At 48.0% G+C, this 15,033-nt stretch carries 12 protein-coding genes; 3 read left to right on the top strand and 9 right to left on the bottom strand.

Annotated features, from left to right (window positions below):
• Positions 1-274: 274 nt before the first annotated feature.
• Positions 275-2,059 (top strand): AMP-dependent synthetase/ligase, encoded by a 1,785-nt coding sequence (locus FCL45_RS07925; protein ID WP_136797268.1) that lies wholly within the window; start codon positions 275-277, stop codon positions 2,057-2,059.
• A gap of 85 nt (positions 2,060-2,144) precedes the next feature.
• Here the strand turns inward: FCL45_RS07925 and FCL45_RS07920 are convergent, their stop codons facing one another.
• Both FCL45_RS07920 and FCL45_RS07915 read right to left on the bottom strand, forming a co-directional pair.
• Positions 2,145-3,263, bottom strand: a complete 1,119-nt coding sequence (locus tag FCL45_RS07920; protein ID WP_136797270.1) for a hypothetical protein — start codon at positions 3,261-3,263, stop codon at positions 2,145-2,147.
• Positions 3,264-3,493: 230 nt separating this feature from the next.
• Complete coding sequence (locus tag FCL45_RS07915) at positions 3,494-4,579, bottom strand: esterase/lipase family protein (RefSeq protein ID WP_136797272.1); 1,086 nt, start codon at positions 4,577-4,579, stop codon at positions 3,494-3,496.
• A 644-nt stretch (positions 4,580-5,223) separates the two neighbouring features.
• Between FCL45_RS07915 and FCL45_RS07910 the strand changes: the two genes are divergently transcribed.
• Positions 5,224-6,129: a transferrin-binding protein-like solute binding protein gene (locus FCL45_RS07910; RefSeq protein ID WP_136797274.1), complete on the top strand. Its 906-nt coding sequence runs from the start codon at positions 5,224-5,226 to the stop codon at positions 6,127-6,129.
• A 131-nt stretch (positions 6,130-6,260) separates the two neighbouring features.
• Here the strand turns inward: FCL45_RS07910 and FCL45_RS07905 are convergent, their stop codons facing one another.
• Positions 6,261-6,950, bottom strand: a complete 690-nt coding sequence (locus FCL45_RS07905) for a class I SAM-dependent methyltransferase (RefSeq protein WP_136797276.1) — start codon at positions 6,948-6,950, stop codon at positions 6,261-6,263.
• Positions 6,951-7,413: 463 nt separating this feature from the next.
• Positions 7,414-8,106: an outer membrane protein gene (locus FCL45_RS07900; protein ID WP_228721494.1), complete on the bottom strand. Its 693-nt coding sequence runs from the start codon at positions 8,104-8,106 to the stop codon at positions 7,414-7,416.
• A 528-nt stretch (positions 8,107-8,634) separates the two neighbouring features.
• On the opposite strand from FCL45_RS07900, the gene FCL45_RS07895 reads away from it, so the two are divergent.
• On the top strand, positions 8,635-9,267 hold the full coding sequence (locus FCL45_RS07895; protein WP_136797279.1) for a class I SAM-dependent methyltransferase: 633 nt from the start codon (positions 8,635-8,637) through the stop codon (positions 9,265-9,267).
• A 255-nt stretch (positions 9,268-9,522) separates the two neighbouring features.
• Here the strand turns inward: FCL45_RS07895 and FCL45_RS07890 are convergent, their stop codons facing one another.
• From FCL45_RS07890 to FCL45_RS07870, 5 genes are all read right to left on the bottom strand, one after another.
• Positions 9,523-11,103, bottom strand: coding sequence for a KamA family radical SAM protein (locus FCL45_RS07890; protein ID WP_136797281.1), 1,581 nt, complete (start codon positions 11,101-11,103; stop codon positions 9,523-9,525).
• Between the two features lie 124 nt (positions 11,104-11,227).
• Positions 11,228-12,238, bottom strand: coding sequence for an ABC transporter ATP-binding protein (locus FCL45_RS07885; RefSeq protein WP_136797283.1), 1,011 nt, complete (start codon positions 12,236-12,238; stop codon positions 11,228-11,230).
• Complete coding sequence (locus tag FCL45_RS07880) at positions 12,225-13,226, bottom strand: ABC transporter ATP-binding protein (RefSeq protein WP_136797285.1); 1,002 nt, start codon at positions 13,224-13,226, stop codon at positions 12,225-12,227. The genes FCL45_RS07885 and FCL45_RS07880 overlap by 14 nt, the downstream gene beginning before the upstream one ends.
• A 2-nt stretch (positions 13,227-13,228) precedes the next feature.
• Positions 13,229-14,086 carry an ABC transporter permease gene (locus FCL45_RS07875; RefSeq protein WP_136797286.1) on the bottom strand — a complete coding sequence of 286 codons (858 nt, stop codon included), beginning with the start codon at positions 14,084-14,086 and terminating at the stop codon, positions 13,229-13,231.
• A gap of 1 nt (position 14,087) precedes the next feature.
• Positions 14,088-15,032, bottom strand: coding sequence for an ABC transporter permease (locus tag FCL45_RS07870; protein ID WP_136797288.1), 945 nt, complete (start codon positions 15,030-15,032; stop codon positions 14,088-14,090).
• Between the last annotated feature and the right edge of the window lies 1 nt (position 15,033).

The raw sequence follows: 15,033 nt of genomic DNA, 5'->3' as shown, positions 1-15,033 counted from the left end.
TTGCGGTCTCACGGAGGGCCTGATCGGCATTGATAAAAATACCACCTCGTGCAGACCCGGCCTCCGATTCCCTGCTGATGCCGCAACCAACCCTGTCTGCGGGCAGGCCCCGAATGCAGAACAAAATACGACCTGACCTTTTTTTCAGTGCAAAGACGGGCGATGCATTGTATTTATTACGTTTACGTAAATGTCACATCTGTCTTGCCGAGAAATCGATAAAATGACAACAGCCGGAATTGTCAAACACTATCTTTTGTCACCTGGGGGATGTATGAATTTCAAAGATTACGTTAATTTTCACGAGATGCTTCTGGATTCTGTCAACACCTATGGCGGGGACCGGGCCTATCGCTGGTTTGACCAGGAAGACAGGGCAACCACCATCTCCTGGCAACAGTTTTACCAACAGGTGAAGGCCGTGGCAAAGAGCCTGATACAGTTGGGCCTGGCCAGGGGCGACAAGGTCAATATCCTGAGCTACACCTGCTACAGATGGGTACTCACAGATGCCGCCAACATGTGTCTGGGCCTCGCCACAGTTGGCATCTACCAGTCAAACACGCCGAAGGATTGTGAGTACATCATCAACCACTCCGATGCCACACTGATTTTTGCCCAAAACCTGGAACAACTGGAAAAGCTGATCGAGATCAGAGAGGAAATCCCCCATATCAAGAAGGTCATTCTGTTCGAGGGGGAGGCTCCTCAGGATGAATGGGTGTTGAGCTATGATCAGTTCCTTGCCCTGGGCAAGAATGTGGACGAGAATGAGCTCTCCATGAGGCTGCCGCTGGTCAAGGCGGACGACCCGGCAGGAATCGTCTACACCTCAGGCACCACCGGGCTGCCAAAAGGAGCAGTACTGACGCACGACAATATAACTTTTACCTGCCAGTCGGTTCAGAACTCCGCAACATTCCAGCGCGGCGAGGATATGTTCATCTTTCTGCCCCTGGCACATGTCTTTGCCAGAACCTGCAGCTATGCCGCCATCAAGGTGGGCAATTGCACATCCTTTGCCCGGAGCATAGAATCGCTCATCGACGACTTTGCCCTCGCCTCCCCCCACTGGTTCATCGCCGTGCCGAGGGTTTTTGAAAAGATCCATACCCAAATCTTTGCCGGGATCGAGGCCAAGGGTGGAGCGGCGCAGAAACTGTTCCATTGGGTTTGCACCGTCGGCGCAGAGGTTTCCATCTGCAAACTGCAGAAACGTCCTGTCCCACTGTTGCTCAGAGGGAAATACGCCCTGGCGAGCAAGCTGGTCTTCGCCAAGATACACCGGCTGTTCGGCGGCAGGGTGAAGTGGTGCATCAACGGGGCCGCACCGCTAACTCCCGAGATCGCAGAATTCTTCCATGGAGCGGGCATCCTCATTCTTGAGGGACTTGGCATGACCGAAAACACCTCATTCTCCAACGTCAACCGGCATGAAAACTACAACTTTGGCGTTGTTGGCCCGCCAGGATCTGGAATTACTCATAAAATAGGTGAGAACGGCGAGGTGCTCTTCAAGGGACGAAATGTGATGAAGGAGTATTACAAGATGCCAGAGGAGACAGCGGCCACCTTCACCGAGGACGGCTGGCTGAAAACCGGGGATATCGGCGTTATCGATGAGAACAACGTGCTGAAAGTAACCGACAGGATGAAGAATATCATCATCACCTCCGGTGGCAAGAACATTGCCCCGGCCCGCATCGAGGGGCTCCTCACCACCTCTTTGTATCTCAATCAGGTCTGCGTCATAGGTGATAGAAAAAAATACCTCACCGCCGTGGTCACTCTTGATGAGGTCAATATCAGGAACTACGCCGAAAAGAACAACATCCCCCACAACAGCATGGATGACCTCATAGATCATCCCGCCATCAAGGAGCTCATCGAGGCCGAAGTGGCAGTGAAGAACGAGGGACTGGCTTCTTTTGAGACCATCAAAAAGGTGACTATAGTGCCGGAATTTACCATCAACAACGAGCTGATGACCCCCACTTTCAAGCTACGAAAGAACTCCATTTTGAAAACGTACAAAGATACCATCGAGACCATGTACTGAGTAATCAGTGCCTTTCTTCTGCGGCATGGGCGAGTAGGCTGTCCGAGAATGGCTCATTCTGGGTAACCCCTTTTCATTTAAGGGGTCAATTTTTGCCGTAGATCCGCTTTTGTTCAAAGCGATTAAAACCTGCCTGCAGCTCGGCTTCAATGGTGCCCGCCTCGTCACCAAAATAGTCTCGGCCGAGCTGTTTCAGTTGCTGAGTCTGCTCCGCGCCTTGATAATCTGCGACGATTCTCTGCCGCTCCTGCAGGTACTGCTGCCCTGCACTCCACCTCTCATCGCGAATCGCATCAAGTTCGGTCAACCGCGAAATCGCCGCATCGTCGTACCCTATCGCTCTGCGAAGCTCCAGCAAGCTGTCAGCACGCTCCGCCGCACTGGCTGCGTGTAAATCCACCTGCACGCCGTCAAGGCCTAGAAACACATTCAGCAAGCTGAGCCTGAGATCTTCCCCAATCAGATCTACACCCTCGTCATAGACCGAATCGATAGACTCCAGTAGATAATCCATTTTTTCCTGTAGGGAAGTCCCCTCCAACTGACCAATCCTCTTCATTGCATCGGTTATTGTCTCATTTCTCAATTCATGGTTCCAGATCTCTTCTGCGGCTTGAACGCCAAATATCTCCATTCTCATCTGCCAGATAATCTCCCGACGCTCCGCCCCTGTATATCCGGAAAAATCCTGCTGGTCTTCAAACCACTGCCTGTACTCCCCGAGTTTTTTGGCAAGATCCAGCAATTCTTTCGCCTGCGCTGGATACGCAGAGCGGATTATCGCTTCCAGCGCGTCCCAACTCTCGCCAGGATATTGGTGCTTGAGGTAGGCGAACAGCTTATCGAGCATCTCCACCTGCCTGCCCAATTCGACAATATCCACGCCGAAATAATCATGCAGTGTGCTGATAAGCTGGACGTCCTGATCTGGAATCTGTTTTGAGAAAGAAACCTGCCTGCCTATTATTGCAACGGTTTCAGCTTCTGCCGGCTCACCCTCCCGGGCTTCGGCCTGTATCTCTTCGGTGGTACCTGAATCGGACTGTTTTTCATTTCCAACAATCAACCAGTCAGACACATCCCACCCCTCCTGGGGACCTTTCAGCACCATATACAAGACAGGCAGCAGTATCAGCAACGATGCCATTGCCCCCAGAGTTGCAGGTGAGAAAAAAAACCGGCGGAGATTTTTCAATATATCCATAGACACTCCCCTCGCTCACGTGTTCACGCACCTGAAAATCGTTTATGTAAGGAGTCTGATTCAGGAGGCTGTCTGACTATCGCGATTTTCACTCAAATCGAGGCATCGAAAGAAAATTAAGCAGAGCTATATACATAATATCGAAGTCTCACTTCGTTCGCTTATCTGCGAGCATTAATTTTCTCTCGATAACGATGAGTTGGCAGAAAAGGGCTTAGTCCGACAGGCTCCTAGTCCCAGTAATCAATGTAATCGATCAGCGCCGCATAAAAATCCATTTCATCGAAGGTGTCGGGGCCTACCCCAATGACATCCAGGTGGTCCTGGTTTATCACGTTACTGTGTGACGTCATCTGGATTGAAGATGGTGAGTTCAGGTCCCCAACATAGCCCCGATCATAATCGGTCCAGACTTCTTCAAAAAAGAGCAGGTAATTGTCATCATAGTCGAGCCGATAGCCCATTTGCTGGGAATTGATGCCGACCAGACCATCGTCATCGGTGTCGCCCGAATAGCCATCGCCGCAACCACCGGCACCATCGCCATCACCGTCATCGACACAATACCCATCGCCATCGATGTCATAAAACAGCTCCCGGGCTATCCACAACGCCGGGTTTACACTTATCCCTTCCTGTGCCGTTAAAAAGGACACATATCGTTCAGCATAACTGCTGCTCACCGGGTACGTTATGTTAAAGGCTTTCATCCCAGTGACAATCCCATCTGCGGCATCATAATCGTCGTACACCAGTTGCTTGAGAGAGGCCTCAAGGTCGTTGCCGCTGCCATACACAACATTGCCAAACATCTCAGCCAAGGCAGAGGCGATGCTTTGCACCCCTGCCCCCATTTCCAGCACATGTTGTGCGATAGGCGATCCCCGGTGCGGTGAGGATATTGAACAGAGTACCTTGACGACCCGGTATCCTTTTCTCTCCCGTAACAGTTTTGCGGCTTTACGTGCATCGAGGCCGCCCTGGGAGTGACCGATGATATTGACGTAGGTTGCCCCGACCGACGCCATATACGTCTCTATTTCATTGGCCAACTGATAACCGCGCACTTCTGAGCTCGCAAAAGGGGTGACCTGTGCTGCATATGACTGTTGCCAGATACTGAGACCACCATTGGTATAGCCGCTGCCGACAAAAGCCCCGTAATCGTTGCCCCAGTAATCATAGCCGAGAATGTCATCGAATCCCGCCATGCCATGGGCAAAAATTACCGGATGATCCGACTCAACAGCATATGCAGCGGTAACCGCAAACAACGATATGCCAATAAAAAGTATTCCCAGCCTGCAGCTCTTCATAATGTTTCCCTCCAGATGATTACCAGGTTTTCTGGTGCACTTTCATTACAAAACAGCCAACAACTGCAAGAGGTAAAAAAACATAAATGATGTGTTCCAGGTACACGTCTCCCGGGTTACAGACACTCTACAACCGGGACGATTGTGATTGAAGAAAGAGATAACGGTAGTTCACGCAAACCATGCCACCCCTAAACTTCAACGACAACGGCTTGCGCTTCAAAAGGAATATATCAGATATACAAATATTTAACTAAAAGAAAATTGATTTACAGACTCATCAGGACAACAAAGGTACACAGAGAAAAGATCATCATAATCTGTCTAAACCGAGCTGCGACTTCCACAATAGATTTCGAAAACCTACAATCATCACCCTAACACTCCATTGAACCCTTAGCGTTTTCGCTTAACAGGGGAGTAATAACGTTTTTGACTTTGCTATGATCGCACATTTTTTATTCGACCACCTACCCAATATCCAGTACTGTATATCAATCATTTGCGTCTGTTGTGGTGTGTCTATGCTTCATTAAATGATATACACGCTCCAGAACATACCGACGTTCAGCAAATCCAGTACGAACTCATCATTACCGTCTCAGAGTTTAAAACACCGACACGTCAAACCAACGGAGAATACTATGAGCTTTGCAAGATCAGGTTCTGTGTTGCTATGTTGTATGACTTTGGTTTCAATTTCCGGTTGCGGGGGAGGCTCGAGCAGTGGCACGGTCAATGCTTTAGCTCCCTTTCAAATGGAGGCCAACGGAACGACAATCACCGCTAGCGGTCAATCAATAAATACCGACTGGAGTTTAGATGAATACGGCCACACTACGGATATCATCGCGCAAAACTCCACCAACTCATCCGCAACTCTCAATTATGATTCCCAGGGAAAGATAACATCCATTGCAGTTACAACTCCATATTCCAGTGCCTCATGGTCTGCCGGTAACGGTGAGATTTATCATGATTCGCTGGTAGCTATAGGAAATAGTGATTCAGACTTCTGCATTTTTATCGATCCGCTAAATGTGGATATAGACTTCGGATATCAAACGTTTGGCGTATGGCAAACCGGGCTGGACCCCTATCAAGGACCCGGCGGCGCAATCTCTTTCGGGAAACAGACCCCAGACAGCGCCGTACCCACAACCGGTCTCGCTGAGTTCTATGGTTTAACTGCAGGTACCTATGTCGATGAAGACGGTTCACGCCTCTACCTGACAATAAGTGGCCTCTACGTTGAAGCAGACTTCAGCGACAGATCTTTATGGTTTGCCAGCTACGACACAGAGAAGTTCAACATGCTGTCTCTCACTGAAAATGGTCTGGCCCCCGAGCTGGATATGAAGGGAACCCTGAGCTACGACTCCGGTAACAATGCGTTCACAGGAGATGTATCCACCGCTAATGAAATGTCAGGAACAGCCTCCGGCACTTTTTATGGGCCAAACGCCGAGGAGTTGGGTGGAGTGTTCGCCCTCTCTGGCCCAGGTGAAGCACAATATACCGGTTCATTTGGCGCGGTAAGCGGCATGTAATTCAATATAAACACATCCTCACCACTGCTTCCGGGTAATATCCACTCTCGGGAGCAGAAACATATCATTGCTGATCAGGACCCGGTCTCAATACGCCAATTACAAAAAAAACAACAAACACGTAACCACACCTACCGTTTCATACCGCTGTACACTATAAAGCTATAATTCTTGTACCAGCAGGTAACCTCTGCGAATCCAGCCTCCCTGAGCCATTGTAATTGGTCATCAAGGGGTGCCATCCTGTCCTCTCGCATACGCTCCAGCGATGCTGCCAGCTCCTGTTCGGTCGCGCCGAGCGCCCTGGCCTGCTCCAGCCATTTGTTGTGGTTCACCTTCTCGATGGCTTCTGTCTCACCCAGGGCCTGATCGGCGTTGACAAAAACTCCGCCCGGCTTCAGGTTGGCAAAAATCTTTCTGAACAGGTTGCGTTTGGGCTCATCTTCCAGGTGATGGATGGAAAGTGAGGAGATAATCAGATCAAACTCTCTCTCTACAGGCCCAAAGCTCTCACCGGCAACATAATCTGCAGTTACAAATTCAAAATCATTATCATAGCCGGCCAACGCATTTCTTGCCTTGGCCAACATCTCACCGGCAATATCGACAAGGGTAATCCTTGCTACAGGGTAATTATCTGCCACCAGCCCTGCGACAAGCCCGGTGCCCGCACCTAGATCGAGCACCTCCAGAGCACTGTCCTGCCCAAACGGAATCACTTCGAGCATGGTCTGATAGTAGTCGTCAAAACAGGGGATAAGCTTCTTCCGGGACTGGTCATACTGGCCGGCGTACTTGTTAAAAACAGATTGGACGGACATAATATTTTTTCTCTATTAATCTTCACCAGCATTACACATCATCAACATGTGCGATCTCAGCAAAGAAAATCGGTACATTTTCCACTTCGCTCGTACAAGCTACTCTATACTCTGCAATCACATCAAAATATTAACTAAAAGGTGAAAGCCTGAATATCGGATCGTAGAAAACGAAAGATAGATTAAAATCTATAATCATTCAGAATAATTATGTTTTGAAAATACTCATAACACAAAAATGACTAGGAGGCTGTCGGGGTTGAGACATTTTAGGTCAAATCGAGGGATTGCCAGGAAAGCAAGCGGAGCCATATCGTTAATATTGCGAGCATCAATTTCCTGCCAACAGCGAAGATATGGGAGGGGAAGGGTCTAGCCCGACAGTCCTTTGGATTCAATCAATGAGCGTAACAGAGGCTACCGGCACAAGGAATACCTACCAGTGTGCCGGTGGCAGTAGAGCTTAAAATCGATATCTCAAACCAACAAATATCTCCTGAACATCGAGATCTGCCGTGAGGTTGCCGTCTGGGCCTCTTACATTAACAACAACAGAATCTATCTCGCCAAGGTCAATATACCGAAAGCCGCCATACAGTGTTATGTTTTGTGCCAGCAGATACTCAATTCCGGTTTCGACCTGCCAAGAAAAAAGAGTATCAGATTCAGAACTATACCAGCCAGAGGGTTCACCAGAACCTGTCCAATATTCCAAAGCATCAAAATCAACGAATGAGGCTCCAATCCCGGCCCCAATATATAAATTAACCTTTTTGAATTGAGCATAATCATAATATGCTGCAAGCATTACCGTATGTATCTCAGCCTCACTTTGCCAGAGATACCCACCTTCTAGAGGGTCACTCTTGGTCGTAAAATCATTCTCGCCGTAATACGCATAGCCCAGATCCATCCTGAAGCGCTCACCAAGGTGCATACCCACCTTCACCCCTATAGAGCCTCCATTGTCATCGTCACTGCCTGTATTTAGCCAAGGCGCACCATCGTATACTATCTCTCCGGCATATCCACCTGTTGAGTTCTCAACCTTTCCGTAGCCCCCCTCGGCAGCGACATAAAATCGTCCGTTACTCTTTTCCAACCCCGCCGCCTGACTGCCGATTGCCGTAAATGCTACTATCCCTGCCGCTAACATAAAAGTTCTCATAGTCCCCTATCCTTGCATAGTATTTCAACACACTTCGTCCTCTAACATTTCAGGGATACTAAATCGTTACGACTTCTTTGTAAACCATTGATACCATGATACATATCCCAACAAACTCTACTATATTGCTAGGCTGCCTGCTAAAGACCCTGTAATACAACACAGTGCATTCCTCTTAACTTATTTCGTTGTTATTCCGAGGAATTAATTTCACTTCTGTACAATCATTCCTTATGCAGGAATAGTCCGCAGCAGGCCGACGACCACCATAAGTAAATTTATAGAGCGTAACAAAGGGCTACACATACTCGACGACATTGCCTCACTGGTGAAAGAGGCAGAAACTGCAATAGACAAAAGGCTGCCAGATCAATGATATAAACTCGAAAATACAGTATTTTCATGTTACAACAATTTCTATCAACCTCAATATCACGTCTACAATCGACACCTTCAGACCACATAATGTGGTGTCATTGTCTGCCCTGAAATACCTTAAACCGACAACAAACCATCATGAACAACTCCAGAACCGAACAAACAATCAAAGCGTATAACCTGAATGCGAAAAAGTATGACGCAAAATTTACAGACTACTCAGTCTATAAAAATACGATTCTCGATTTTCAGAAAAAGCATATTCATCAAAGTGCAACCCTTCTTGATCTGGGCTGCGGGCCGGGACAAAATATCAAAGCCATCACAGCGCGTGATCAATCAATCCGCGCCACCGGTATCGATCTGTCGGAGGAGTTCGTAAAAATTGCCAGGCAGTACAACCCGACTGCGACCTTTGTCCAGGCCAACATCTGCGAGCTGGAGGCAGAGCGAAAATACGACGTCATTCTCGCCTCTTTCTGCATAGTCCACCTAAACAATGAAGAGACTGAAAACCTCATCAAGTTCATCGCCGACAGCCTGGTTGCCAACGGCACACTGTATCTGAGCTTTATGGAGGGAGCTGGCTCCGGCTTTGAGACCACCAGCTTTTCTGATGAAGAGATATTCTTTAATTATTACAACCGAATCGACATTGAGCATCTGTTGAAAACAAATGGCCTGAACTTGATGGAATTACAAACTGAGGACTATCCGGAGCCGGACGGCTCAGTTACTACGGATGTATTTGTTTATGCGGCAAAGTCATAACAGACGTTTTCTGACAGCTTTGTTCTTTCATTGTTTGAGTTGATAGCTCAAACAATGAAAGAACAAATAGAACAAAACCGGCAACATTTCACCGAAGAAATATTGACACGGCATTAACATACATCACACCCGCCATATCAACATCCCTCCTGGTATAGGAGTATATTGAGGGCAAAACCAGCTCCAGCTTAGAGCGGAACTGGTCCCATTCATTTTCAGCGTAATAGGCTCTGACTCTTTTAATAATTGTGAAAATCAGCCCTTGAAAGCATAACTTTCATTTTCATAGATAGCCTGATCTGCGTCTGGATAGGTTACCTCTTCCCCGCTCCATGGCTTTCGGAGTGTAATGTCACCATTTTCAATCTTCACCACGTTGGAACGATGCAGGGGGATTTTGCCTCCGGCTGTGGCAATATAACGTGGAATTGCATCACCGGAAATGTTGCCGTACATAGATTCCACCAGGTCCTGACCGACATCGATCGGTACCCGAAAGTGTTTGAACTGCGGATTCCTGTAGCTGCAATTGAACAGGTAATACGGTCGGACATAGGCCTCCTGAACCGTCTCACAAAGCTTCCACATCTTTACTCTGGTGTCGTTGATGCCTTTCAGCAATACAGCCTGGTTCAGGACTGTAAATGTCCGCTTGGATATCTGCCTGAAGGTATCCATTGAAACCGGAGTAATCTCTTGAGGTGTATTAATCTGGGTTACAACCCGCACTGGTTTTTTGTCGTTACTTGCTTCTAAAATATCAAGCAATTCATTGTCGACCCGCATTGGCGCAGTAACCGGGATTCGTGTACCCAAACGCTTCGTCTTGAGATGTTCAATTTGATCTAATTCACCGAGTAACCATTCCAGTAATGAATTCGGTAATACAAAAGCATCACCGCCAGTGATTAAAACATCACGAACCTGTTTATTGTTACGGATATAGTGCAAGGCCTCTCCGTATGCCTCTTTGGAATACACCTTGTCCTTTCTGCCAATATGAGCCAACCGCAGGCAGTGGGTACAGTACATTGCACACATATTGGTAGCTTTGATCGTCACTACCCGGGGGTAAAACTGGTCAACCAGCCTGGCAGGCGAGTGGTCTGCGGCGACAGGTGGTATCTCGATCCCTGCGTTTTCAATCATCTCTCCCGTAGGAACCGACTGAAGCATAATTGGGTCGTTCAACTGCCCGGGCATGATCAGGCTCGTATAATAGGGGGTAAGTCGTATCCGGTACGATTTGGTAACATTGGCCACTTTCTGTAACACGTCTGCCGGGAGATCTATCAGCTTGCCGAGAGTCTCCACGGAATCAACCGCGTGACGGATCTGTCCCGAAAAAGAGTTCCAATCGTCGTCACTCATCTTCAGTGTCCTCTTGATCCTGGCTATATTTTCCTGGACCTGGTCCCACAACTCGATACCACTGGACGCCTCTTTATCCTTTTTCTGCAAATATTCTTCAACTCTGCTGTTAGCGGTATTTGCTATGGGCAGGGCCTGTGAGACACGACCTCCCACCGTCACCATATGTTCATCAATCTGCTGATGTTTGAGTGCAAGCTTCTCGAGATCCTCCCTTGAGATATCGAGATTTTCGTGACATATTGACATCTTTCGCAACTCAAGGAGACGGGAAAAAAGCATGACAATTGAGTTAGTCAGTTCACCCTGTTTGGCTTCTACTAAGAGCTGGTTGATCTCGCTTTTTATCTCATCTGCTGGAGATCTTGGATTCTGCACAGGAGCACAAATCTCGTCGAGCAGTTCATTAGTATAATTGTCGAGTACCGGTTTCGTTTCCGTGCTATTTTCGCTGGTTACTTTCATAGCTTTCTGTTACGCCTTTTCTATTGTTTGTTCGATAAAGCCAACATCCTGACGCATTTCTTCCTCAATATTTACAAAATTCCCCGGATGCAGACCTTCTTGACAGATCAATCAACCGGTTGTGTTACGCTGAATCCGGAGGGCTCAACCGAGGCCTGCTTCCATCATTGAGTTTCCAGCAGGCAGCAAACCTGTCGGGAGACACCTCTATCAATTTCTGTGCTTCAGTTCTGCATTTCTCATCGGCAAGTGGACAGCGAGGATGAAAAAAACAGCCATAAGGAGGATTCATTGGATTGGGAACTTCTCCTGAAAGAACAATTTGCTGGGAGACTGCATCGGGATCAGGACGCGGAGCAGCGCTGATAAGTGCCTGTGAATAGGGGTGTAGAGGCTGTTCAAAAAAATCGTACTTCCCTGCGACTTCCACTGTTTGCCCCAGGTACATGACGAGGACGGTATCGCTGATATGCCGAACTACACTCAGGTCGTGACTAATAAAGAGGTACGAAAGGTTGAGTTTTTTCTGCAGATCTTTTAACAGATTCAAAATCTGCGACTGCACTGATACATCAAGTGCGGAGACAGCCTCATCACAGATGATAATCTCCGGATTACAAACCAAAGCGCGAGCGATATCAAGACGTTGACGCTGCCCACCGGAAAACTGATGTGGAAATTTGTCATAACTTTTCCGGGAAAGTCCCACCAGTTCCAGCACCTCCTCAACCCGGCTGCGCCTCTCCCTGGCCGTACCTTCGCCATGAATAATCAGCGGTTCCCCAATGATTTTCCCGATACGCATTCTTGGATTAAGAGAAGCATAGGAATCCTGGAAAATCATCTGCATGTTTTTTCGCACATTCTTGAGTTCTTTCCCCTTTACATGGGTGACATCTTTGCCTTTACTGAGAACTTTTCCAGAATCTGCCTCTATCAAGCGCATGATGAGCCTGGCCAGGGTACTTTTCCCGCAACCAGATTCACCGACTATCCCTAAGGTTTCACCCTTTTCAAGGGAAAAGCTCACACCATCGACTGCCTTGACATACTTCGGTTGGGTAAACAGTCCCTTGCCAATTTTAAACCACTTTCTTAAGTCCCGTACTTCAAGCAGTGTCTTACTCGTCGTCATTTGCAACCCCACCCTTATTTCCGTATAACCAGCAGGCAACCTCATGCTCTTTCGAACCTCCCGGGAAAACGGGTGGTTTCTTCGTTTTGCAGATCTCCATTGCCCGGTCACATCGAGGTTCAAACCGGCATCCTTTCTGCATATTTAAAAGAGACGGGACACGACCCCGGATAGTAGGAAGATTCTCAGGGATCGTTCCGTCTACCAGCGGAATCGACGCAATCAATCCCTTGGTATAAGGATGCAGAGGCTCCTTGAAAATCGTTCGAACCTGAGCATTTTCAACCACCTGGCCACCATACATCACGACAACCCGTTCACACATTGCAGCGACCACACCAAGATCATGGGTAATAAACATCATCCCCATCTTTCTTTTTTGTTGAAGATTTCGCATCAAACGCAAGATCTGCGCCTGGATAGTGACGTCCAACGCTGTAGTAGGTTCATCGGCAATCAGCAGTTTGGGCCTGCAGGACAAAGCCATGGCTATCATCACCCTCTGCCTCATACCTCCAGACAGGTTATGCGGATATTGCTTTAACCTGCTTTCGGGAGAGGGGATTCCCACCTCATCCAGAACCTGGATGGCAAGTTTGCGTGCCTCCTTGCTGTTAATGTCACGGTGGAGGGTAATTGCTTCAATAAGTTGATGACCGATAGTAAATACAGGATTGAGAGATGTCATCGGCTCCTGAAATATCATGGCTATTTCATCACCACGCATCTTCCGAATGGCATCACGCTTGAGTTTCGACATATCCCGACCTTCGAAGGTGATGGAACCCGAAGCGATTTGCAGATTGCTCTCAAGAAGGCTCATCACGGAAAGGGCTGTCAGGCTTTTACCGCAACCGGACTCTCCGACAATCCCCAGACTTTCGCCCTGTTTTACCTGCAAGGTAACTCTGTCGAGGGCTCTACCGATGCCATCATCAAGCTGGACATCAAGACAGAGTTCCTGGATATTAAGTAGAGGTGTTTCCATTATTAACCTTTGTTGTTCAGTCGAGGGTCCAAAACATCACGGAGACCATCCCCTATAGAGTTCAACGCCAATACACAAAGTGAAACGGAAACTCCTGAAAAGAAACAGATCCAGGGTGCACGACGTAAAAACACTTTACCGGAACTGATCACATTACCCCAACTTGGTATTTCTGGCGGAACCCCGACACCAAGAAAGCTGAGTGCAGACTCTGCAAGCACCGCATAGGCAAATATCATCGTGCCTTGAATAATGATCGGTGCAATACAGTTGCGGGGAATATGTAACAATAGTATGCGCATATCACTTGCACCGGTGGCTCGTGCTGCTTCGACATATGTCTGCTCTTTCTGAACCATCACCGCACCTCTGACTACACGGGCCATCCTCGGCACATAGACTATGGTGAGAGCAATCACAACGTTCGTCAGGCTTCTTCCCATTACCGCCATAATCATGATCATCAGAATAAGGCCGGGAAATGCCATCATACCGTCTAATATTCGCATAAGTACATCGTCAAGACGCTTGTAATAGCCAGCAAGCAACCCTAACATTGTTCCAAAAACAGTAGTCAACGCAACAACACCAAGGCCCACTACAAGGGAGATATGGGACCCGAAAACAACACGGGAAAAGACATCCCTTCCCATCCTGTCGGTACCAAACAGATGATCAGCACTGGGAGCAAGTAATCGATCTCCCGGCTTTATCTCCAGCGGATCATAAGGTGCAATCTGATTGGCGAAGATTGCCATGAAAATCATTAGAACAAGTACTATCACTCCGAAAACCGCAGTCGGATTTTTCAAGAACTTCCTCAGAAGGCGTTTTCCACTCGATATCTCTTTTTCACTCATGTCAATACTCAAGCCGAGGATCAATAAACGTATAAATGATATCAACCAGGAGATTGATAACAGTCCAGGCAATAGCAATATAAATAACGACACCTTCAATAACAGGATAATCCCTTGTAAACACCGACTTTATCAAGAGCCTTCCCACCCCGGGGATGTTGAAGATTGATTCGGTTACAACCGCGCCGCCCATCAGATTAGCGAACGTCATACCTATAACCGTCACCACGGGAATTATCGCATTTCTCAGGCCATGCTTGAAAATGACCATGCTCTGACGCACTCCCTTAGCTTTCGCAGTTCTGATATATTCGTTTCGTAATACATCGAGCATGCAGGCGCGCGTCATCCGGGCAATAAGGGCCACTGCCCCTGCCGCCAAAGTGATTGACGGCAGGATCAGATAGGAGAGACACTTCCAAAAACCGTCGCTTAAAGGCGAATACCCGGCGGGAGGGAAAAGAGGAATCATGATGGAAAACACCAGCGCCAGCATCAAACCGAGCCAGAAGTTCGGTATCGCGACCGCTAACGAGGTTATAAACATAAATCCTCTGTCCCAGAATGTCTCATGGACAGCTGCTGCCAATACTCCGCTTACAATGCCAACCACAACCGCCATTCCGAGCGAGAGGATAGTCAGAAGGATCGTTGCTTCCAGATGATCAGCAATCACCTCGGGTACAGGTTTGTTCTGGAAAAAGATCGATTCCCCCATATCGCCCTGCACAAGGCGCCCAACCCACTCAACGAACTGGACCCACACCGGCTGGTCGAGCCCCATTTCTGCAGCAAGAGCCGCAACTTCCTCATTGGTCGCCTCGGGCCCCAGGATTATGGCCGCTGGGTTGCCAGGTAACATGTGCATAATGACAAATACCATCACACTGACAACCAGCAACACCAGGACCATAGAGAAAATGCGTTTAATTAAAAAATTACGCATT

The organism is Desulfosediminicola ganghwensis, from assembly GCF_005116675.2.
GTDB lineage: Bacteria > Desulfobacterota > Desulfobulbia > Desulfobulbales > Desulfocapsaceae > Desulfopila > Desulfopila ganghwensis.
This window is presented reverse-complemented; position numbering and strand designations above follow the sequence as displayed.

Bases quoted from the DNA above. Each gene is read 5' to 3' on its own strand.
- FCL45_RS07880 (WP_136797285.1), bottom strand. From the start codon at position 13,226: ATGGAAACACCTCTACTTAATATCCAGGAACTCTGTCTTGATGTCCAG.
- FCL45_RS07920 (WP_136797270.1), bottom strand. From the start codon at position 3,263: ATGGATATATTGAAAAATCTCCGCCGGTTTTTTTTCTCACCTGCAACT.
- FCL45_RS07875 (WP_136797286.1), bottom strand. From the start codon at position 14,086: ATGAGTGAAAAAGAGATATCGAGTGGAAAACGCCTTCTGAGGAAGTTC.
- FCL45_RS07870 (WP_136797288.1), bottom strand. From the start codon at position 15,032: ATGCGTAATTTTTTAATTAAACGCATTTTCTCTATGGTCCTGGTGTTG.
- FCL45_RS07895 (WP_136797279.1), top strand. From the start codon at position 8,635: ATGAACAACTCCAGAACCGAACAAACAATCAAAGCGTATAACCTGAAT.
- FCL45_RS07915 (WP_136797272.1), bottom strand. From the start codon at position 4,579: ATGAAGAGCTGCAGGCTGGGAATACTTTTTATTGGCATATCGTTGTTT.
- FCL45_RS07905 (WP_136797276.1), bottom strand. From the start codon at position 6,950: ATGTCCGTCCAATCTGTTTTTAACAAGTACGCCGGCCAGTATGACCAG.
- FCL45_RS07885 (WP_136797283.1), bottom strand. From the start codon at position 12,238: ATGACGACGAGTAAGACACTGCTTGAAGTACGGGACTTAAGAAAGTGG.
- FCL45_RS07900 (WP_228721494.1), bottom strand. From the start codon at position 8,106: ATGTTAGCGGCAGGGATAGTAGCATTTACGGCAATCGGCAGTCAGGCG.
- FCL45_RS07890 (WP_136797281.1), bottom strand. From the start codon at position 11,103: ATGAAAGTAACCAGCGAAAATAGCACGGAAACGAAACCGGTACTCGAC.
- FCL45_RS07925 (WP_136797268.1), top strand. From the start codon at position 275: ATGAATTTCAAAGATTACGTTAATTTTCACGAGATGCTTCTGGATTCT.
- FCL45_RS07910 (WP_136797274.1), top strand. From the start codon at position 5,224: ATGAGCTTTGCAAGATCAGGTTCTGTGTTGCTATGTTGTATGACTTTG.